The sequence below is a fragment of the Pseudomonas sp. C8002 genome, from assembly GCF_013385765.1.
Lineage (GTDB): Bacteria > Pseudomonadota > Gammaproteobacteria > Pseudomonadales > Pseudomonadaceae > Aquipseudomonas.
On the sequence record NZ_JACAPJ010000003.1, the window covers coordinates 19,564 to 40,448 of the forward strand.

A 20,885-nucleotide genomic window follows, 5' to 3' on the forward strand; every position below is an offset into this window, starting at 1 on the left:
ATTTTCCCATGAGTTCTGTTGCTGTGTTCAGCAAAGCCTCGCCGTTCGATGCACTGCAGCGCTGGCTACCCAAACTGGTGCTGGCGCCGAGCATGTTCATCGTTCTGGTGGGCTTCTATGGCTACATCCTGTGGACGTTCGTGCTGTCGTTCACTAACTCGACTTTCCTGCCGACCTACAAATTCGTAGGCCTGGCGCAATACGTGCGCTTGTTCGACAACGACCGCTGGTGGGTCGCGAGCAAGAACCTCGCGGTGTTCGGTGGCATGTTCATCGGCATCACCCTGGTGATCGGCGTGACCCTGGCGATTTTCCTCGACCAGAAAATCCGTCGCGAAGGTTTTATCCGCACCATTTACCTGTACCCGATGGCGCTCTCGATGATCGTCACCGGTACCGCCTGGAAATGGCTGCTCAACCCAGGCATGGGCCTGGACAAACTGCTGCGTGACTGGGGCTGGGAAGGCTTTCGCCTGGACTGGCTGATCGACCCGGACCGTGTGGTGTATTGCCTGGTGATCGCTGCTGTGTGGCAAGCCTCGGGCTTCATCATGGCGATGTTCCTCGCCGGCCTGCGCGGTGTTGATCAATCGATCATCCGTGCGGCGCAGATCGACGGCGCGAGCATGCCGCGCATCTACTGGAAAGTGGTGCTGCCAAGCCTGCGCCCGGTGTTCTTCAGTGCGGTAATGATCCTGGCGCACATCGCGATCAAGAGCTTCGACCTGGTGGCGGCCATGACGGCGGGTGGTCCGGGTTACTCCTCCGACCTGCCGGCGATGTTCATGTACTCCTTCACCTTCAGCCGCGGCCAGATGGGCATGGGTTCGGCCAGTGCGATTCTGATGCTCGGTGCGATTCTCGCAATCATCGTGCCTTACCTGTACTCCGAGCTGAGGACCAAGCGTAATGACTAGTCTTGCTGGCAAACCTGCCATCAGCCTGAGCCGCGTCGCGATCTACGCGGTGCTGATCCTCGCTGTCCTGCTGTACCTGGTGCCGTTGGTGGTCATGTTGCTCACCAGCTTCAAGACCCCGGAAGACATCAGCACCGGCAACCTGCTGAGCTGGCCCACCGTGATCACCGGCATCGGCTGGGTGAAAGCCTGGGCCACGGTTGACGGCTACTTCTGGAACTCGATCAAGATCACAGTTCCGGCGGTACTGATCTCCACCGCCATCGGTGCGTTGAACGGCTACGTGCTGTCGATGTGGCGCTTCCGTGGTTCGCAGTTGTTCTTCGGCCTGTTGCTGTTCGGCTGCTTCCTGCCGTTCCAGACCGTGCTGCTGCCAGCCTCGTTCACCCTCGGCAAGATGGGCCTGGCCAGTACCACCACGGGCCTGGTGTTCGTGCACATCGTCTACGGACTGGCGTTTACTACACTGTTCTTCCGTAACTACTACGTCAGCATTCCCGATGCACTGGTGAAGGCGGCTCGCCTGGATGGCGCGGGGTTCTTCACGATCTTCCGCCTGATCATCCTGCCGATGTCAACACCCATCATCATGGTGTGCCTGATCTGGCAGTTCACGCAGATCTGGAACGACTTCCTGTTCGGCGTGGTGTTCTCCAGCGGTGATTCGCAGCCCATCACGGTGGCGCTGAACAACCTGGTCAACACCAGTACCGGGGTCAAGGAATATAACGTTGATATGGCGGCGGCGATGATCGCCGGGCTGCCGACCCTGCTGGTCTATGTGGTCGCAGGCAAGTATTTCGTGCGCGGCCTGACGGCCGGCGCGGTCAAGGGGTAATCATGGCAACGCTTGAACTTCGTAACGTAAACAAGACCTACGGTACCGGCCTGCCGGACACCCTGAAGAACATCGAACTGTCGATCAAGGAAGGTGAGTTCCTGATCCTGGTCGGTCCTTCGGGTTGCGGCAAATCGACCTTGATGAATTGCATTGCCGGCCTGGAAAACATCACCGGTGGCGCGATCATGATCGGCGACCAGGACGTCAGCGGCATGAGCCCCAAGGATCGTGACATCGCCATGGTGTTCCAGTCCTACGCGCTGTACCCGACCATGAGCGTGCGCGAGAACATCGAATTCGGCCTGAAGATTCGCAAGATGCCCCAGGCAGCGATCGATGAAGAAGTGGCGCGAGTGGCCAAGCTGCTGCAGATCGAGCACCTGCTCAATCGCAAGCCGGGCCAGCTCTCCGGTGGCCAGCAACAACGTGTGGCCATGGGCCGGGCACTGGCGCGTCGCCCGAAGATCTACCTGTTCGACGAACCGCTGTCCAACCTCGACGCCAAGCTGCGGGTCGAGATGCGTACCGAAATGAAACTGATGCACCAGCGTCTGAAAACCACCACCGTCTACGTCACCCACGATCAGATCGAAGCGATGACCCTGGGCGACAAAGTGGCGGTCATGAAGGACGGCATCATCCAGCAGTTCGGCACGCCGAAAGAGATCTACAACGACCCGGCCAACCTGTTCGTGGCGAGCTTCATCGGTTCGCCGCCGATGAACTTCATTCCACTGCGCCTGCAACGCAAGGACGGCCGCCTGGTGGCGCTGCTGGACAGCGGCCAGGCCCGCTGTGAATTGCCATTGAACATGAACGATGCCGGTCTTGAAGACCGCGAAGTGATCCTGGGCCTGCGCCCGGAGCAGATCGTGCTGGCCGCTGCCGAAGCCACCGGTGCGCCGACCATTCGGGCCGAGGTGCAAGTCACCGAGCCGACCGGTCCGGACACCCTGGTGTTCGTGCAAATCAATGACACCAAGGTCTGCTGCCGCCTGGCGCCCGATGTGGCGCCGCAAGTGGGCGAGACCCTGACCTTGCAGTTCGACCCGGCCAAGGTGTTGCTGTTCGACGCCAAGACCGGCGAGCGCCTGGGCACTGCCACCTCGTTGCCGGCACAGGATCGTGCGGACAACGTTGCTCAATTCAAGGGACGCTGAAGTTTCAAATGATGTGTAGGGGCTTTTGTGAGAGTCCTGCTCTCACAAAGAAGTAAACCGCGTTAGATAAAAACAGTTAATAACAATAAAGACGAGGATGTAGGGATGAAAAAGCACCACAACAACACCCGGCTGATCTGCCAACTGTCAGCAGCAGCCGCCCTGGTACTGTCCGCCAATGCGATGGCGGACGACGCGTTCAGCGCCGATTCCAAGTGGATGACCGGCGATTGGGGCGGCGAGCGTACCAAGCTGATCGAGCAAGGTATCGACATCAAGGCGGATTACGTCGGTGAAGTCGGTGGCAACCTCAGCGGTGGCTACAACAACGACAAGACTGCCCGTTACGCTGACCAGTTCGGTCTGGGCGTGGCACTGGACCTGCAAAAGCTGTGGGGCTGGGACAACACCCAGGCCAAGATCCAGTTGACCAATCGTAATGGCGCAAACATTTCCAACGACCGTATTGGCGACCCGCGTGCCGGCACCTTGAGTTCGTCTCAAGAAGTCGACGGCCGAGGCCACATGGTGCGTCTGACCCAGTTCTGGATTCAGCACCAGATGTTCGACAACAAGCTGGACGTGAAACTCGGTTACTTCGGTGAAGGCGAAGACTTCAACACCTTCCCGTGCGACTTCCAGAACCTGTCGTTCTGTGGCTCGCAGGTCGGTAACTATGTAAACACCTGGTACAACTGGCCCGTCAGCCAGGCGGCTATCCGCGTGAAGTACAACATCACGCCTGAGCTGTATGCGCAAATCGGTGCGTACAACCAGAACCCGTCGCAACTGGAGCACGGCAACGGCTTCAAGCTCAGCGGCAGCGGCACCAAAGGCACCGTATTGCCGGTTGAATTGGTCTGGTCGCCGAAGGTCAATGGCCTGCCGGGCGAATACCGTGTGGGTTACTACAAGAGCACCGCCGACGCTACCGACGTACGTGAAGACGTCAACGGTAACGATGCTGGAACCACGGGCGCAGCCTTCCGCGTTCGCAGCAGCAAAAGCGGTTACTGGGGCGTTCTGCAACAGCAACTCACCACCCACAATGGCGATGCTTCCCGCGGCTTGAACATTGCGGCCAACGTCACCTTCCACGACAAAGACACCAACCTGGTCGACAACTACCAGTCGCTGATGCTTGTGTATAAAGGTCCATTCGACGCACGTACAAAAGATGACGTGGGTATCGGTGTATCCCGTATCCATGCCAACAGTGACGTGAAGAAAAATGCTGAGTTGCTCAACGCGGCCGGCGGGTTCACGGATTACGACCAATCGGGTTACGCACCGCTGCGTAACACGGAGTACAACGTCGAACTCAACTACGGCATCCACGTCACCAACTGGCTGACCGTGCGTCCCAACCTGCAATACATCGCCAACCCAGGTGGTGTTAAGCAAGTCGACAACGCGGTGGTAGCGGGCCTGAAAATTCAGTCTACGTTCTAACGTTGTTGCGATAAGCTCCTTCTCTCTGTGCGCATTTTGCGGGTAGCCATGGCTATCCGCTTTTTTTTGTGTGGGAGCTGGCTTGCCTGCGATGCGAGCCCCGCGGTGTATCTGCCACACCGAGGCGATGCCATCGCAGGCAAGCCAGCGCCTGCAAAGATATTCAGGACCGTGGCACATGCATGAGCATCCGCTGCAACGCTTTTTCAAATCCCTGCGCGAGCGGCCGGTATTCGCCTGGGAACGCTTCCAGATGCGCGATGTGCTGGTGATCGATCACCCGCTCTGCCAGGCGGTGTTCAGTCGTCAGGGCGCGCAATTGCTGCACTTTCAGCCCACGGGCCAGAAGCCCTGGCTGTGGTGCGCGGCCAAGTGGCCGCAGGTCGGCGCCATCCGTGGCGGCGTGCCGGTGTGTTGGCCGTGGTATGGCCGCCATCCCAGCGAAAACGCCTGGCCGTCCCATGGCTGGGCACGGCTGATCGACTGGAAGTTGCTGGACAGCAGCACCGACGACGACGGTGTGCGTTTGCACTGGCAATTGCAGCTATGCGACTGGCAGGTGGACCTGCATGCACACCTGGGGGAAACCCTGGAGCTGCGCCTGGCCACCGAGCACCAGGACGAGCTGCCGTGCCAATTGAGCCATGCTTTGCACGCCTATTGGCGGATTGGCAACGTTGGTGAGATAGCGCTGTCTGGGCTCGATGGCGCGCAGGGCTACGACCAGCTGAATCGTCAGGCGTGCCAGCAGGAAGGTGAGTTGCGTGTCGATGGTGGGTGTCAGCGGGTGTTCCAGCACGACGGCGAACTGCACCTCAAGGACCATGCCTGGCAGCGCGAATTGTGCATCGACACCGGCGAGAGTGCCGACACGGTGGTGTGGCACCCGGGGAGTCGACCGTTGCTGGGGGTGAGCTTCAACGAGGCTGCGGGGTTTGTGTGTGTGGAGTCGGCGATGGCTGCTGCGAGCCTGGCGCCGGGGGAGAGGGCGCATTTGAGTTTGCAGGCCAGGGCGGGGGCTTGATCCGGATGTTCCGGTGTTGCTGATGCCGCTTTCGCGAGCAAGCCCGCTCCCACATTAGACCGAGTTCCACTTTTGGAATGCAGTCGAATGTGGGAGCGGGCTTGCTCGCGAAGAGGCCGGCACATTCACAGTAGATTCGGGCCTAGTTGAATTCATCCCCAACCGGATACCGGCTGTCGTTCAAGCTCTCTTTGATCTTGCGCAAGTGCGGCTGGAAATCCACCCCGCGACGCAAGGTCATGCCCGTCGCCAGTACATCCAGCACCGTCAACTGAATGATCCGCGAGGTCATCGGCATGTAGATGTCGGTGTCTTCCGGCAACGGAATGTTCAGGCTCACCGTACTGGCCTTGGCCAGCGGCGAATTTTCGGCGGTCACGCCCAGCACCGAGGCGCCGTTTTCCCGCGCAATACGTGCTACTTCCACCAGTTCACGGGTACGCCCGGTGTAGGAAATGATCACGAACAACTCCCCGGTGTGGGCCACCGAGGCGATCATCCGCTGCATCAGCACATCGGCGTGGGCCGTGACCGACAGGTTGAAACGGAAAAACTTGTGCAGCGCGTCCATGGCCACCGGCGCCGAAGCGCCCAGGCCGAAGAAGTGGATCTGCCGAGCCTGGATCAGCAGGTCGACGGCCTTGCTGATCAGGTTCGGGTCCAGGGCCTGGCAGGCGCTGTCGAGGGACGCGATGGCACTGCCGAAGATCTTCTGGGTGTAGGCCTCCGGGTTATCATCGGCCTCCACCGCGCGGCTGACATACGCCGCGCCGCTGGCCAGGCTTTGCGCCAGCTGCAATTTAAGTTCAGGGTAACCACTCACGCCGAACGAGCGGCAGAAGCGGTTCACTGTAGGTTCGCTGACCGAAGCGGCCTGGGCGAGGGCGGCGATAGAGAAGCGGGTCGCCTGCTGCGGGTTGAGCAGGATGACCTCGGCGACTTTACGTTCAGCCTTGTTCAGTTCTTCGAGGCGTTTCTGGATCTGTTCCAGTAGATTTCGCACGCGGTCCATTCATGTTTCCTTAGGGCGACGATGCAAATAAGGGTCGTCAACCAATCGACGAGCGGCCCTTTGCGGTGGCCTATCCTACTGAGGGTAGTTGAACACCACCACTCGGAATACGTTTTTCGGGAAAATGTTGTGGTTATTACTACATTTTTCCTTGAGTGATGCCTTAAAAAAAGGTATTTGTAGCTTAACTTGATAAAAGAACAAACATCATGCCTTCGATAACCGTAGAACCCTGCACCTTTGCCCTGTTTGGCGCCTTGGGTGATCTGGCGCTGCGCAAGTTATTTCCTGCCCTCTATCAACTCGATGGTGCGGGCCTGCTGCACGAAGACACGCGCATCCTGGCCCTGGCCCGTGAGGCCGGTTCCGAGCAACAGCACCTGGCCCACATCGAAAAAGAATTGCGTGGTTACGTTGGCAAGGAACTGGACGAAACCGTCGCCCAACGTTTCCTGGCCCGCCTGACGTACCTGCATGTCGACTTCCTGAAGGCCGATGACTACGTCGCCCTGGCAGAGAACGCCGGCACTGAACAACGCCTGATCGCCTACTTCGCCACCCCGGCGGCGGTGTATGGCGCGATCTGCGAGAACCTGTCCAAGGTCGGCCTGGCGGAAAACACCCGCGTGGTCCTGGAAAAACCCATCGGTTCGGACCTGGATTCCTCGCGCAAGGTCAACGACGCCGTGGCGCAGTTCTTCCCGGAAAACCGCACCTACCGCATCGACCACTACCTGGGCAAAGAGACCGTCCAGAACCTGATCGCCCTGCGTTTTGCCAACAGCCTGTTTGAAACCCAGTGGAACCAGAACTACATCTCCCACGTGGAAATCACCGTGGCCGAGCAAGTAGGCATCGAAGGTCGCTGGGGCTATTTCGACAAGGCCGGGCAGCTGCGGGACATGATCCAGAATCACCTGCTGCAGCTGCTGTGCCTGATCGCCATGGACCCGCCGGCCGACCTGTCTGCCGACAGTATTCGGGACGAGAAGGTCAAGGTGCTCAAGGCCCTGGCGCCCATCAGCCCGGACGGCCTGACCACCCAGGTGGTGCGTGGCCAATACATCGCCGGCTACAGCGCCGGCAAGCCGGTACCGGGTTACCTGGAAGAAGAGAACTCCAACACCCAGAGCGACACCGAGACCTTCGTCGCCCTGCGTGCCGATATCCGTAACTGGCGTTGGGCCGGGGTGCCGTTCTACCTGCGTACCGGCAAGCGCATGCCGCAAAAACTGTCGCAGATCGTCATCCACTTCAAGGAACCGTCCCACTACATCTTCGCCCCCGAGCAGCGCTTGCAGATCAGCAACAAACTGATCATCCGCCTGCAACCGGACGAAGGGATTTCCTTGCGCGTGATGACCAAGGAGCAGGGCCTGGACAAGGGCATGCAACTGCGCAGCGGCCCGCTGCAACTGAATTTTTCCGACACCTATCGCAGCGCACGGATTCCCGATGCCTACGAGCGGCTGTTGCTGGAAGTAATGCGTGGCAACCAGAACCTGTTTGTGCGCAAAGATGAAATCGAAGCCGCGTGGAAGTGGTGTGACCAGTTGATCGCCGGGTGGAAAAAATCCGGTGATGCGCCCAAGCCGTACGCGGCGGGGTCCTGGGGGCCAATGAGCTCGATTGCACTGATCACGCGGGACGGGAGGTCTTGGTATGGCGATATCTGATTTGAAACTGCCTCAGGGCGTGACTGCCCATGAGTACCGCAATCCGGTGCTGCTGGCGGATGGCTTGGCCAATGACGTGGCCGAACAACTGCGCGCGGCCATCAGTGCCCGTGGCGAGGCGACCCTGGTGGTGTCCGGCGGCCGCAGCCCGGTGGCGTTCTTCCAGAACCTCGCCAAGCAAGGCCTGGACTGGTCCAAGGTGACCATCACCCTGGCCGACGAGCGCTGGGTGCCGGTGGAACATGCCGACAGCAATGCCGGCCTGTTGAAGAAGTATTTGCTGCAGGGCCCGGCGGCCAAGGCCAAGTTCCTGAGCCTGTACAGCGTCGCCGCCACCCTTGACGACGCTGCCGAGCAGGCCGATCGCCTGCTGGCCGAGTTGCCGACGATTGATGTGCTGGTACTGGGCATGGGCGACGACGGCCACACCGCGTCGCTGTTCCCCAACAGCCCGAACCTGGCTGAAGCGTTGAAGCCGGACGGCAGCCGTCGTTGCTGGCCGATGCTGGCGCCGACCGTGCCGCACCAGCGCCTGACCATGAGTCGCGCGCTGCTGGCCACCGCCCACTACACCGTGCTGTCGATTTCCGGCAGCTCGAAATTGACCACCTTGAGCGCCGCGCTGGCCAGTGACGACGTTGCTGCCATGCCGATACGCGCGTTTTTGCAACCTACTCTAGAGATTTACTGGTGCCCATGAGCCAAGGATCAGCCGCGATGAACAGCCCTCAACCTACCGTTTCCATGGCGGACAAAGTTGCCTTGATCGACAGCCTCTGCGCCAAGGCGCGGATCCTGCCGGTGATCACCATTGCCCGCGAACAGGACATCCTGCCGCTGGCCGATGCCCTGGCAGCCGGTGGTTTGACCGCACTGGAAGTGACCCTGCGTTCGCAGTTCGGCCTCAAGGCCATCCAGGTACTGCGTGAGCAGCGTCCGGAGCTGTGCACCGGTGCCGGTACCGTGCTGGATCGTCATATGCTGGAAGCGGCCGAAGTGGCCGGTTCGCAATTTATCGTCACCCCCGGGATTACCCGTGACCTGCTGGAAGCCTCGGTACACAGCTCGATTCCGCTGTTGCCGGGCATCAGCAATGCCTCCGGGATCATGGAAGGTTATGGCCTGGGTTATCGCCGTTTCAAGCTGTTCCCGGCTGAAGTCAGCGGTGGCGTGGCGGCGATCAAGGCCCTGGGCGGTCCGTTTGGCGAAGTGAAATTCTGCCCGACTGGCGGGGTTGGCCCGGCCAACATCAAGAGCTACATGGCGTTGAAAAATGTGATGTGCGTGGGCGGTAGCTGGATGCTTGATCCGGAATGGGTCAAGAACGGCGACTGGGCACGCATCCAGGAAACCACCGCCGAGGCGCTGGCCCTGCTGGACTGATTGGATTTACCGAATCGTTGTTGCTGTGTTCTACGGCATTTTTGCGGTGCACTTGGTCGGTGTGCCGCTTTTTTTTGCCTGCGGAAAATGGCCCACTCCCACTGTAGGAGCGAGCTTGCTCGCGAAAAAACCGAGAGCACCGCTGGGTGTCAGGTTTCCCGTGTCATCGTTAACGACCTTCGCGAGCAAGCTCGCTCCTACAGTGATATCGCGCTCAGTTCGGTGATGGCTTTGATCAGCGCATGAATGTCCGCCGCTGACGTCAAAAAGCCTGGTGTCACCCGAATACAACTGCCGAACGACGCGCCGCTGCGGGTTGTGGTGAAGAGGTTGTATTCCTTGAGCAGTCGGTCCGCCATCACCTGCTGATCCGGCTTGTCAGTGAACTTGAACGACGTGATCGCGCAATACAGCCGTGGGTCGTCCGGCGTCAGCACTTCAATTCCCGGCAACTGCCGCACCTCACTCACCCACAAATCCCGCAGGTAATTAAGGCGGGCGCCCTTGGCTCTGGATCCACCCAGCAAACGATGCTCTTCGAACACCAGCGGCAAGGTCATCAACGCCGGGAAATTCGGCGTGCTGTATGGCGTGCGGGCACGTACATCGGTGGCCGGGTAATGAAACTCACCCATGTCCGGATCAATGTCCGCCAACCGTTGCGGGTCGATATAAATAAAGCCCAGGGTCAACGGCGCACCGATCCACTTGTGCAGGTTGAAACCGGCAAACGCGATACCCAACTGTGCCAGGTTGAACTCGATCTGCCCCAGCGCATGGGCGCCATCGAGGATCACATCAATTCCATGTTCCCTGGCAGCGCCGGCAATCGCCTCCACCGGCATCACCAGCCCGGTGCGGTGAGTGACGTAGGTCAGTGCCAGCAGTTTCAGGCGGGGATAGCGCAGGAACGCATCGCGATACGTCTGCACCAGGCTGTCGAAACTGGCCGGGTGTTCGTGGGCAATCTCGATCACTTCTACGCCGCGATTCTGCGCCAGCCAGCGCATGGCGCCCTTGACGGTGTCGTACTCCAGGTCGCTGATCAGCACCTGGTCGCCGGGCTGCAAGCGGTTGTAGTTGCGGATCAGCGACTGCAACGCATCCGAGGCGCAGCGGGTGAGGGCGATGGCTTCAGGATCGGCGTCCATCAACTGCGCCAACTGGTTACGGATCTCGACGTTTTCGCCCTGCTCGAAACGCTGGCGCACATGGATCGAGTTGCTGCGGTTGATGAAGGCGACGTTGTCCTGATACTGCTCAAGTACCGCGCGGCTCATGCGCCCGAAGTAACCGTTTTCGAGGTTGATCGGGCCGGGCTCCAGGTCGTAGCGCTGGGCGATGGCGTGCCAGTGTTGTTCGTCGCGGGTACTGTCCATGTGCGTGCTCTATTAATGACGAGGGGCAGGCTTGCCGTGTTTGGCGCGTAGGGGTTCCAGCAGTTCGGATAAACCGTTGTGGTCGATTTCCTGCATCAGGGCCAGCAACCCGCCCAGTTCGCCGTGGGGGAAACCTTCACGGGCGAACCAGTTCAGGTAGGGGCCCGGCAGGTCGGCAATGATCCGGCCCTTGTACTTGCCGAAGGGCATTTCGCGGGTGATCAGCAGTTCAAGTTTTTCAGGGTTCATTGCGGCTTCAGGTGTTTGAGTCGGTGGTTTGGAAAATACAGGCATTCTGCATGGAGGCCAAATGACAGATCATGCAAATAAAGCGGATACAGATTTTTGTGTATTGGCTAACTTATTGAAATTTAAGTAATAAATTGTTTTTCAAAAGCTGGCACGGGCGCTGCAATTACTAATACACGTTTCTTAACCCGCGAAGGAATTGAAAAATGACTGATATCAACAAAGAATCGATCTCCGTACTCAACGACCTGATCGAGACCAGCAAAGACGGCCAGGAAGGCTTCAAGACCTGCGCAGAAGACATCAAGCACCCAGAACTCAAAGCCCTGTTTGCCAAACGTTCCGTTGATTGCGGTACCGCCGCTGCCGAACTGCAGACCGCAGTAAGAGCACTGGGTGGCGATCCGGAAGATTCCGGCAGCGTCGCCGGTGCCTTGCACCGTGGTTGGGTCGACGTGAAGTCGATGGTGACCGGTAAAGACGAAGAAGCCGTGCTGAACGAAGCCGAGCGCGGTGAAGACCACGCACTGAAGGCTTACAAAGAAGCGATCGAGAAGATCAACAAGCACAACCTGCTGGGCATTCGTGACCTGGTAGAGCGTCAGTTCCACGGCGCGCAACGCAACCACGACCAGGTGAAAGCCCTGCGTAACCAGGCTCGCGCTCAGTCTTGAGCCCCGCCTGAATAAAAAAGCCCCGCAGATGCGGGGCTTTTTCATGGGCGTTCGTTCAACCGATGCTGATGGCCGGCAGTTCGGTCAGGGTCACGGTCTGCTGCTTGCGTGGCGCGAGGATCTCGGCTTCGCCGTCTACCACCAGTTCATCGCGCTGGTTGAATACGCGGGTGGCGATGCGCACGCGGAATTTCGGCAGCTTCTCGAGGATTTCCAGACGCACGGTCAGGGTGTCGCCGATTTTGACCGGCTTCTGGAAGGTCATTTGCTGGCCGATGTATATCGTGCCGGGCCCAGGCAACTCGCACGCAACCGCCGCGCTGATCAGGGCGCCGCTGAACATGCCGTGGGCAATGCGCTCCTTGAACATGGTCGCCTTGGCGAATTCGGCGTCCAGATGCACCGGGTTGTGGTCGCCGGACATTGCCGCGAACAACTGGATATCGCGCTCTTCGACGGTCTTGCTGTAGCTGGCGGTCTGGCCGACTTCAAGGGCTTCGTAAGGCGTGTTGGTAACCTGGGTCATCAGTTGGTGCATCCTGTGGCTAATCAGAAATCTTAATATATTGATTTTAAACGAAAAATCATTCGCAGCGAGTAGGGCGGCGCAGCACTGCTGCCTGTGCCAGCCACGTCAGCACGTCGGCTGTGACCGCATCACGGTTGGTTTCGTTGAATAATTCGTGGCGCGCCTGTGGGTAAATGCTCAGCTCCAGGTGCTGGCAGCCGGCTTCACGCAACGCGTTGGCCAGACTTTTGAGACGCTTGCCTTCACTGACCGGATCACATTCACCGCCCATTATCAGGATCGGCAGCCCCGGGTCTATCTGAGCGAGATTGGACGCTTTGCTGATTTGCTGCAAGCCGCCCAGCAGGTCGATCCACAGCTGGTTGGTGCAACGGAAGCCGCAAAGCGGGTCGCTGACGTACTTGTCGACCTCGGCCGGGTCACGGCTGAGCCAGTCGAAAGCGGTGCGATTGGGTTTGAACGCCTTGTTGAACGATCCAAATGACAGGAAATCAATCAGCGCACTGCGCCCGCGCAACCCCTGGCGCAGGCGTTCGACATGGGCAATCACCTTGGCCGCGCCGTACAGCGCCACCGGCTGGAAATTCGAGCCGCTGAGAATCGCCCCGTTAAGGCTCGCGCTGTGGTGCAGCAGGTACGCCTGGGCAATGTAGCTGCCCATGCTGTGGCCCAGCAGGATGATCGGCACCCCCGGCGCTTGCTGGCCGATATGCTGGTTGAGGCTCGCCAGGTCGCCCACCACCTTGTTCCAGCCGTCTTTCTCGGCGAACAGCCCCAGGGTGCCCTCGTCGGCGGTACGCCCGTGGCCGCGCTGGTCGGGGGCGTACAGGCCGTAGCCGGCATCGCACAACGCCTGGGCCAGGCGGGCATAGCGGCCACTGTGCTCGGCCATGCCGTGGGCCAGCATGATCAGCGCCTTGGGCGGCCCGTCCGGCAGCCACTGGTTGACGTACACCCGACTGCGGTCATTCGCGGTCAGCCAGAAAGTGGTGTGGTTCATGGCGCTTCCTTTGCTCAGGGTCGTTGCAGTGTATAGCTCATTCACCGCAGGCCGCTGGATCAGCGCTGGCCTTGGCGGGGAGATTCACACAATCAATGACGCATCTTGTTGTATTTGCCTGATTGACCATAGCTGCTAACGTCCCCAAAGCTCCGCTTTCATCGCAACATCAAAAGCGGCCGGACCACTCAGGTAAGAGGACAAGAATAATGCAACCTGATTTCTGGAATGACAAACGCGCAGCCGGGGTTCCCAACGAGATCGACCTCACAGCCTATAAATCGGTGATCGAAGTCTTCGAGCGTTCCTGCAAGACCTTTGCCGATCGTCCGGCGTTCAGCAACATGGGGATCACCCTGACCTACGCCGAGCTGGATCGGCGCAGCGCCGCGTTCGCCGGTTACCTGCAGTGGCACACCGACCTCAAGCCGGGTGACCGCATTGCCGTGCAGATGCCCAACGTCCTGCATTATCCGATTGCCGTGTTCGGCGCCCTGCGCGCCGGGCTGATCGTGGTCAACACCAACCCGTTGTACACCCCGCGGGAAATGCGTCACCAATTCAAGGATGCCGGCATTCGTGCGCTGGTGTACCTGAACCTGTTTGGCTCGCGTGTTGAAGAAGTCAGCAAGGACACCGAGATCGAATACCTGATCGAAGCGAAGATGGGCGACTTCATGCCCGCCGCCAAGGGCTGGCTGATCAACACCGTGGTCGACAAGGTGAAGAAGATGGTCCCGGCCTATAACCTGCCGCAAGCCATCTCCTTCAAGCGCGCCCTGCGCATGGGCGCCGGCCAGGCACTCAACCGCCACCCGGTGACCCTCGACGACATCGCGGTGCTGCAATACACCGGCGGCACCACCGGCCTGGCCAAGGGCGCAATGCTTACCCACGGCAACCTGGTGGCCAACATGCAGCAAGTGCGGGCGTGCATGTCGCAACTGGCGGACGACGGCCATCCGCTGATCAAGGAAGGCCAGGAGGTGATGGTGGCGCCGCTGCCGCTGTACCACATCTATGCCTTCACCGCGAATTGCATGTGCATGATGGTGTCGGGCAACCACAACGTACTGATCACCAATCCCCGGGACATTGGCGGCTTTATCAAGGAGCTGAAAAAGTGGCGCTTCACCGGGCTGCTGGGGCTCAACACCCTGTTCGTGGCCTTGATGGACCACCCGGACTTCAAGAGCCTGGATTTCTCCCACCTCAAGCTCACCAACTCCGGCGGCACCGCACTGGTCAAGGCCACGGCCGAGCGCTGGCAGCAACTGACCGGCTGCGCGATTGGTGAAGGCTACGGCTTGACCGAAACCTCACCGGTGGCCAGCACCAACCCCTATGGCGGCAAATCGAAGCTGGGCACCGTGGGCATTCCGGTGCCGGGCACGGCGATGAAGATCATCGACGACAACGGCGCGGAGCTGCCGCTGGGCGAGCGGGGCGAGCTGTGCATCAAGGGCCCGCAAGTGATGAAGGGCTACTGGCAGCAACCGGTGGCCACTGCCGAGACCCTGGACGCCGAAGGCTGGCTCAAGACTGGCGATATCGCGGTGATCGACCCGGACGGCTTTGTGCGCATCGTTGATCGCAAGAAGGATCTGATCATCGTCTCGGGGTTCAACGTGTACCCCAACGAGATCGAAGACGTGGTGATGGCGCATCCGGCGGTGGCCAGCTGCGCGGTGATCGGCGTGCCGGACGAGCGTACCGGCGAGGCGGTGAAGCTGTTTGTGGTGGCCCGTGCCCAGGGCGTGAGCCTTGAAGAGCTGAAGACCTACTGCAAGGCCAACTTCACCGGCTACAAGGTGCCCAAGCATATTGTGTTGCGTGAGTCGTTGCCGATGACGCCGGTGGGCAAGATCCTGCGGCGTGAGCTTCGCGACATCGCCTGATTTGGAATAGGCTCAAAAATGTGGGAGCTGGCTTGCCTGCGATGGCGGTGTATCAGTCACCAGATGTATTGGCTGACGAACCGCAATCGCAGGCAAGCCAGCTCCCACATTTTTTTTTCGCACTGTAGAGCCCATTCCAGAGCCCTTTCTTGGCTTATAGAATCTTTGCTCTAAAAATGACCATTAGATATTCTTGAGTCATGTTTATGACCGTAGGGGCCTCTTTTGGCTCTAGGCGGCCCTTGGCAAAGCTGCTACTCTCGGCGCGCTTTGTGACCTCTTGGCCTGCTTTTAACCGCCAGACTCACCCAAAAACAAACAAATAATAATCGCATCAAATGCGATGAATGAATTCGCGTCGCTGAGGAGTGGGCTTCCATGATCGAAGACTTTTGGAAGGATAAGTACCCCGCCGGGATTGCTGCAGAAATCAATCCAGACGAGTATCCGAATATTCAGGCGGTACTGAAGCAGTCCTGCCAACGCTTCGCCAACAAACCGGCTTTCAGCAACCTGGGCAAGACAATCACCTACGGTGAACTGTACGAACTGTCCGGCGCCTTCGCCGCTTACCTGCAACAGCATACCGACTTGCAGCCCGGTGATCGAATCGCCGTGCAACTGCCCAACGTCCTGCAATACCCGGTCGCCGTATTCGGTGCCATCCGTGCCGGCTTGATCGTGGTCAACACCAACCCGCTGTACACCGCGCGGGAAATGGAACACCAATTCAACGACTCCGGTGCCAAGGCCCTGGTCTGCCTGGCCAACATGGCGCACCTGGCTGAAAAAGTCGTGCCCAAGACTTCCGTCCGGCACGTGATCGTCACCGAAGTCGCCGACCTGTTGCCGCCGCTCAAGCGCCTGCTGATCAACAGCGTCATCAAGTACGTGAAGAAGATGGTCCCGGCCTATCACTTGCCCAAGGCGATCAAGTTCAACGACGTATTGGCCAAGGGCCACGGCCAGCCGGTGAACGAAGTCAGCCCCGCCAGCGACGAAGTCGCCGTGCTGCAATACACCGGCGGCACCACGGGCGTGGCCAAGGGCGCGATGCTGACCCACCGCAACCTCGTCGCCAACATGCTGCAGTGCAAGGCGCTGATGGGCTCCAACCTGAATGAAGGTTGCGAGATCCTGATTACCCCGCTGCCGCTGTACCACATCTATGCCTTCACCTTTCATTGCATGGCGATGATGCTGATCGGCAACCACAACATCCTGATCAGCAACCCGCGCGACCTGTCGGCGATGGTCAAGGAACTGTCGAAGTGGAAGTTCAGCGGCTTTGTCGGCCTGAACACCCTGTTTGTTGCCCTGTGCAACAACGATGCCTTCCGCAAGCTGGATTTCTCGGCGCTGAAGGTCACCCTGTCAGGCGGCATGGCCCTGCAACTGGCGGCGGCCGAGCGCTGGAAAGCGGTCACCGGCTGCTCCATCTGCGAAGGTTACGGCATGACCGAAACCAGCCCGGTGGCCACCGTGAACCCGATCCAGAACATCCAGATCGGCACCATCGGCATTCCGGTGCCGTCGACCCTGTGCAAGGTCATCACCGATGACGGCGTCGAGCTGGCACTGGGTGAAGTGGGCGAGTTGTGCGTCAAGGGCCCGCAAGTGATGAAGGGCTACTGGCAGCGCGAAGACGCCACCGCCGAGATCCTCGACAGCGAAGGCTGGCTGAAGACCGGTGACATCGCGATCATCCAGCCGGATGGCTACATGCGCATTGTCGACCGCAAGAAGGACATGATTCTGGTCTCCGGTTTCAACGTCTACCCCAACGAGCTGGAAGACGTGCTGGCGACCCTGCCGGGCGTGCTGCAATGCGCGGCCATTGGTGTGCCGGACGAGAAGTCCGGGGAACACATCAAGATCTTCATCGTGGTCAAGCCGGGTGCCAGCCTGACCAAAGACCAGGTGATGGAGCACATGCGCGCCAACGTCACCGGCTACAAGGTGCCCAAGGCCGTGGAATTCCGCGATGCGCTGCCGACCACCAACGTTGGCAAGATTTTGCGCCGTGAACTGCGGGATGAAGAACTGAAAAAGCTGGGTTTGAAGAAGTAAATCGGCCCCAACAAAAAGCCCCGCAGATGCGGGGCTTTTTGTTGAACGCTGATTTTCCCGCATTGAAATGCAATCCAAATGTGGGAGCGGGCTTGCTCGCGAAAGCGGTGTGCCAGTGATATACCGGTTACTGACACACCGCATTCGCGAGCAAGCCCGCTCCCACAGTTTTTACCGTATTCCTACAGTGCGAACTGCGCGAAGCTCACACCGGCACCGGCCGGGCGTACGTCCTTGAGGAACGAGTCCTTGTCGGCACTCAGCTCCAGGGTAATCTCCGGCTTGCGCTTGCCGGCATTGCGCACCACCAGGCCTTCCAGCTTCTCGCGCAAAAACACCGTCGGCACCTTCAGGTGCAGTAACTGGTCGCTCTCGGCGTTGTGCATCAACAAGTGGATCCACTCGTACTGGCCCACGGCAATCCGGCCCACCGGCAGGTCGAACCACCAGATGTTGCGTTTGCGGTCCAGGTCGGTGAAGTGGCAGTTGTTGACACCGAGTACGGCACCGCCCAGTTCCTGGTTTCTGCGGGCAATGGCCTGTGCTTTATTGAGTTTCATAACCTTCCTACGGGATCTGTTACCCAGCGCTTGCGCCTGGATGTGCCCGGCATTCTCGTGGGTTGGCCGCAAAACATAAAGCCAAACCTGTACGGCGCGATGAAATGCCGCTGAAAAAATAATTGAAACTCTCTGGAAAGGCCAAGGGTCAACGATTACGTAGTGACCAAAATCCTTGATTGTTCCCAGGAGAAATACCATGAGCAGCACATCGGATAAGGCAAAAGGTTTGGCGAACGAAGCCGTAGGCAACATCAAGCAAGGTGTTGGCAAAGTCACCGGCAACGACAAGTTGCGGGCTGAAGGCGTGGTTCAGGAAAAGAAAGGTGAAGTGCAAAAAGCAGTCGGCGACACCAAGGACGCAGTAAAGAAAGCGGTCAAATAGTCCCGACCTGGCTGCCTGCACTCCAGCAGCCCGACGGCCATCCACGGATGGCCGTTTTTGTGTCACCTGCAGTGATTAAAGTTTGGAAATTGTTTCAAGGTCGCCAAATAAGCTACCTTGATGTAGAAAACGGCCCCTGAGTCGCCCACGAACTCAACTTTTTGCGGCGAAAGGAGACGCTATGATTTTTCCGGTATTACAAGGCTTGCCCCTGCACAAAGTGCTGGTGCGCACTGTCACAGAGTTCCTCGATGACGAGATGCCTACGTACGCCTCGGCGCTGGCCTACCAGATGCTGTTCTCGCTGTTTCCCTTCCTGCTGTTCCTGATTGCCCTGATCGGTTTCCTGCACCTGCCGGACTTCTTCACCTGGCTGCGCATGCAATCGGAACTGGTATTGCCGCCCCAGGCCCTGGAGCAGGTCAACCCGGTGATCGACCAGTTGCAGCAATCCAAGGGTGGCCTGTTGTCGGTGGGTATCGTGATCGCGCTGTACACCGCCTCGGCGGGTGTGCGCCTGATGATGAGTGCGATGAATGCCGCCTATGACGTGGTGGAAGGCCGACCGATCTGGAAGCGCTTCCCGCTGTCGATTTTCTACACCGTAGGCTTCGCCGGCATGCTGTTGGCCGCCGCCGCCTTGATGGTGCTCGGGCCCCAGGTGATGGAATGGCTGGCGGGGCAGATCGGCATGCAGGAATTCGTGGTCACGCTGTGGACCATCCTGCGTTGGCCGCTGATCGTCATCCTGTTGATGTTCTCCGTGGCGTTGATGTACTACGTGATGCCTGACGTGAAGCAGAAGTTTCGCTTTATCACCCCGGGATCGGTCCTGGCGGTGGTGGTCTGGATCGTCGCTTCCCTGGGTTTTGGCTACTACGTCAAAACCTTTGCCGACTACAACGCCATGTATGGCAGTATCGGCGCGATCATTGTGCTGCTGTTGTACTTCTACATCTCGGCTGCCGTGCTGCTGCTGGGGGCGGAGATGAACGCGGTGATCGAACACATGTCGGCCGAAGGCAAGGATCCTGGTGAAAAGGACTTTGGCGAGCACGACGACAAACAACATGTCTCAGGCCTTGGCCGGGACCACTCACTCAAGCCCACTACCGATGAAGTCTGATCGATGATCCGTGAAATCCTGAAAATGGGCGATGAGCGCCTGCTGCGCATTGCCCCGCCGGTTCCGCCGGAAATGTTCGACAGCCCCGAGCTGTGGCAGTTGATTGATGACATGTTCCAGACCATGGAACACGTCGGTGGCGTCGGCCTGGCCGCGCCGCAGATTGGAGTGGACCTGCAACTGGTGATCTTCGGTTTCGAGAGCAGCGAACGCTACCCGGACGCGCCCGCGGTGCCCCAGACCATCCTGATCAACCCGCTGATCACGCCGCTCAGCCCGGTGCTGGAAGAAGGCTATGAAGGGTGCCTGTCGGTGCCGGGCTTGCGCGGGGCCGTGGACCGTTACCAGCAGATTCGCTACGAAGGGTTTGACCCCAAGGGCGAGCCGATTGTGCGGATTGCCGAAGGCTTTCACGCGCGGGTGGTACAGCACGAGTGCGATCACCTGATCGGCCGGCTGTACCCATCGCGGATTACCGATTTCAGCAAGTTCGGGTTTATCGAAGTGATGTTCCCGGATATGGATCCCACCGCAGACGAATAACCCTCAGGCAAAACACACCTCAAACTGTGGGAGCGGGCTTGCTCGCGAAAGCGGAGTGCCAGTCACCGAAGATATAGACTGATCCACCGCATTCGCGAGCAAGCCCGCTCCCACATTTGTTCTGCGTGCATTCAGCTTATTTTGCGGGCTTCACAAACCGCAACGTCATCCGGTCCGACTCACCAATCGCCACATACTTGGCCTTGTCCTTTTCCCCCAACGTCAACGCCGGCGGCAAGGTCCAGACCCCATCCGGGTAGTCCTTGGTATCTTTCGGGTTGGCATTCACCTCGCTCTGCCCCTCAAGCTTGAACCCCGCATCCGTCGCCAGTTTCACCACATACGCGGTGGTCAGGTAACCGCTGTGCTTGATGTCTTCCAGCGACGCCCCGTCCTTGGCCCGGTGATCCACCACCCCCAGCACGCCGCCCGGTTTCAACACCTTGAAGAACGCCTCGAACATCGCCGGCGCCGTATCCGCCATCACCCAGTTATGCACGTTGCGAAAGGTCAGCACGGTGTCGGCCGAGCCAGGCTTGCCCAGCACCGGAGCCTTGGGGTCGAACTCGGCGAAGCCGGCCTTGGAATAATGCACCGGGTCTGCGGCGAATTTCTTTTTCAGGTTTTCTTCTGATGTACGCGCGTAGGCACTGCTGTTCGGCGCCTGCACGGCGGCGATGTAGTGGCCGTTATCCTTGAGCAGCGGCGCCAGCAGCTCGCTGTACCAGCCACCACCGGGGGTGATTTCGATCAGGGTCTGGTCGCCCCGCAGGCCAAAGAATTCCAGGGTCTGCTGCGGGTGGCGATAAACATCGCGCGCGCTGTTGGCCGGCAAGCGCCAACTGCCGGCGAGCACGGTTGCATACTGCTCGGCGGAAACCGGCGCTTCGGCTGCCTGGCTCAAGGCCGGGACGAGGAGGGCTGCAAGGGATAAGGCTGCAAGGGTCGCTTTCATGATCATCCTGTAATGGGCCGCTGGTGCCGCCGAGGCTAGCATGGGGCCCACA

General features: G+C 59.4%; 21 protein-coding genes and 1 pseudogene. 14 read left to right on the forward strand and 8 right to left on the reverse strand.

Translation table 11 applies throughout. The annotated features are described in order from the left end of the window. Positions 1–8 precede the first annotated feature (8 nt). The 5 genes from HX814_RS03380 to HX814_RS03400 all read left to right on the forward strand — a co-directional run bounded on the left by HX814_RS03380 (position 9) and on the right by HX814_RS03400 (position 5,394). Positions 9–917, forward strand: coding sequence for a carbohydrate ABC transporter permease (locus HX814_RS03380; RefSeq protein WP_003213011.1), 909 nt, complete (start codon positions 9–11; stop codon positions 915–917). Further along, a complete protein-coding gene (locus tag HX814_RS03385; protein ID WP_003213012.1) occupies positions 910–1,755 on the forward strand; it encodes a carbohydrate ABC transporter permease in 846 nt (281 codons plus the stop codon). Before HX814_RS03380 ends, HX814_RS03385 begins: the two co-directional genes overlap by 8 nt. A 2-nt stretch (positions 1,756–1,757) precedes the next feature. Beyond that, positions 1,758–2,918, forward strand: a complete 1,161-nt coding sequence (locus HX814_RS03390) for an ABC transporter ATP-binding protein (protein WP_003213014.1) — start codon at positions 1,758–1,760, stop codon at positions 2,916–2,918. Between the two features lie 105 nt (positions 2,919–3,023). Beyond that, positions 3,024–4,370 (forward strand): carbohydrate porin, encoded by a 1,347-nt coding sequence (locus HX814_RS03395; RefSeq protein ID WP_003213016.1) that lies wholly within the window; start codon positions 3,024–3,026, stop codon positions 4,368–4,370. Positions 4,371–4,548: 178 nt separating this feature from the next. Further along, positions 4,549–5,394 carry a D-hexose-6-phosphate mutarotase gene (locus HX814_RS03400; RefSeq protein WP_003213018.1) on the forward strand — a complete coding sequence of 282 codons (846 nt, stop codon included), beginning with the start codon at positions 4,549–4,551 and terminating at the stop codon, positions 5,392–5,394. A 142-nt stretch (positions 5,395–5,536) separates the two neighbouring features. Here HX814_RS03400 and HX814_RS03405 read toward each other — a convergent pair whose 3' ends face one another. Then, positions 5,537–6,397 carry a MurR/RpiR family transcriptional regulator gene (locus HX814_RS03405; RefSeq protein ID WP_173406104.1) on the reverse strand — a complete coding sequence of 287 codons (861 nt, stop codon included), beginning with the start codon at positions 6,395–6,397 and terminating at the stop codon, positions 5,537–5,539. 218 nt (positions 6,398–6,615) lie between these two features. Here HX814_RS03405 and zwf point away from each other — a divergent pair, with 218 nt between their 5' ends. The 3 genes from zwf to HX814_RS03420 are packed head-to-tail and all read left to right on the forward strand — an operon-like array spanning position 6,616 to position 9,465. Then, entirely contained in the window at positions 6,616–8,082 is a 1,467-nt protein-coding gene (gene zwf / locus HX814_RS03410; protein ID WP_003213023.1) for a glucose-6-phosphate dehydrogenase, read from the forward strand. Next, positions 8,069–8,782 (forward strand): 6-phosphogluconolactonase, encoded by a 714-nt coding sequence (pgl, locus tag HX814_RS03415; protein WP_087693179.1) that lies wholly within the window; start codon positions 8,069–8,071, stop codon positions 8,780–8,782. The genes zwf and pgl overlap by 14 nt, the downstream gene beginning before the upstream one ends. A gap of 17 nt (positions 8,783–8,799) precedes the next feature. Next, complete coding sequence (locus tag HX814_RS03420; protein WP_003213027.1) at positions 8,800–9,465, forward strand: bifunctional 4-hydroxy-2-oxoglutarate aldolase/2-dehydro-3-deoxy-phosphogluconate aldolase; 666 nt, start codon at positions 8,800–8,802, stop codon at positions 9,463–9,465. A gap of 99 nt (positions 9,466–9,564) precedes the next feature. On the opposite strand, the pseudogene HX814_RS31430 reads toward HX814_RS03420, so the two are convergent. From HX814_RS31430 to HX814_RS03430, 3 genes and pseudogenes are all read right to left on the reverse strand, one after another. Next, positions 9,565–9,672 (reverse strand): annotated as a pseudogene (locus tag HX814_RS31430) (outer membrane lipoprotein carrier protein LolA); the annotation flags it as partial. After that, positions 9,663–10,844, reverse strand: coding sequence for an aminotransferase class V-fold PLP-dependent enzyme (locus tag HX814_RS03425; RefSeq protein WP_102606214.1), 1,182 nt, complete (start codon positions 10,842–10,844; stop codon positions 9,663–9,665). The pseudogene HX814_RS31430 and the gene HX814_RS03425, both read right to left, overlap by 10 nt. A 12-nt stretch (positions 10,845–10,856) precedes the next feature. Then, entirely contained in the window at positions 10,857–11,093 is a 237-nt protein-coding gene (locus tag HX814_RS03430) for a DUF3820 family protein (RefSeq protein ID WP_003213031.1), read from the reverse strand. Positions 11,094–11,299: 206 nt separating this feature from the next. Between HX814_RS03430 and HX814_RS03435 the strand changes: the two genes are divergently transcribed. Further along, entirely contained in the window at positions 11,300–11,767 is a 468-nt protein-coding gene (locus HX814_RS03435) for a PA2169 family four-helix-bundle protein (RefSeq protein ID WP_003213033.1), read from the forward strand. A gap of 55 nt (positions 11,768–11,822) precedes the next feature. Here HX814_RS03435 and HX814_RS03440 read toward each other — a convergent pair whose 3' ends face one another. Together HX814_RS03440 and HX814_RS03445 are read right to left on the reverse strand one after the other, a co-directional pair. Next, the gene (locus HX814_RS03440) at positions 11,823–12,293 is read right to left on the reverse strand and encodes a MaoC family dehydratase (protein ID WP_003213034.1); all 471 of its coding nucleotides are present in this window, start codon (positions 12,291–12,293) and stop codon (positions 11,823–11,825) included. A 58-nt stretch (positions 12,294–12,351) separates the two neighbouring features. Further along, on the reverse strand, positions 12,352–13,296 hold the full coding sequence (locus HX814_RS03445) for an alpha/beta hydrolase (protein WP_003213037.1): 945 nt from the start codon (positions 13,294–13,296) through the stop codon (positions 12,352–12,354). Positions 13,297–13,505: 209 nt separating this feature from the next. Here HX814_RS03445 and fadD2 point away from each other — a divergent pair, with 209 nt between their 5' ends. Together fadD2 and fadD1 are read left to right on the forward strand one after the other, a co-directional pair. Further along, entirely contained in the window at positions 13,506–15,194 is a 1,689-nt protein-coding gene (fadD2, locus tag HX814_RS03450) for a long-chain-fatty-acid--CoA ligase FadD2 (RefSeq protein WP_177008474.1), read from the forward strand. Between the two features lie 378 nt (positions 15,195–15,572). Next, complete coding sequence (fadD1, locus tag HX814_RS03455) at positions 15,573–17,264, forward strand: long-chain-fatty-acid--CoA ligase FadD1 (protein WP_003213041.1); 1,692 nt, start codon at positions 15,573–15,575, stop codon at positions 17,262–17,264. Positions 17,265–17,446: 182 nt separating this feature from the next. Here the strand turns inward: fadD1 and HX814_RS03460 are convergent, their stop codons facing one another. Beyond that, positions 17,447–17,824, reverse strand: coding sequence for a hypothetical protein (locus tag HX814_RS03460; RefSeq protein WP_003213043.1), 378 nt, complete (start codon positions 17,822–17,824; stop codon positions 17,447–17,449). A 199-nt stretch (positions 17,825–18,023) separates the two neighbouring features. On the opposite strand from HX814_RS03460, the gene HX814_RS03465 reads away from it, so the two are divergent. From HX814_RS03465 to def, 3 genes are all read left to right on the forward strand, one after another. Further along, positions 18,024–18,209: a CsbD family protein gene (locus HX814_RS03465; RefSeq protein ID WP_003213044.1), complete on the forward strand. Its 186-nt coding sequence runs from the start codon at positions 18,024–18,026 to the stop codon at positions 18,207–18,209. 181 nt (positions 18,210–18,390) lie between these two features. Continuing rightward, positions 18,391–19,335 (forward strand): YihY/virulence factor BrkB family protein, encoded by a 945-nt coding sequence (locus HX814_RS03470; RefSeq protein WP_177008473.1) that lies wholly within the window; start codon positions 18,391–18,393, stop codon positions 19,333–19,335. Positions 19,336–19,338: 3 nt separating this feature from the next. Then, a complete protein-coding gene (gene def / locus HX814_RS03475; RefSeq protein ID WP_003213049.1) occupies positions 19,339–19,878 on the forward strand; it encodes a peptide deformylase in 540 nt (179 codons plus the stop codon). Positions 19,879–20,014: 136 nt separating this feature from the next. On the opposite strand, the gene HX814_RS03480 is transcribed toward def, so the two are convergent. Beyond that, positions 20,015–20,833, reverse strand: a complete 819-nt coding sequence (locus tag HX814_RS03480; RefSeq protein ID WP_177008472.1) for a class I SAM-dependent methyltransferase — start codon at positions 20,831–20,833, stop codon at positions 20,015–20,017. Positions 20,834–20,885 lie beyond the last annotated feature (52 nt).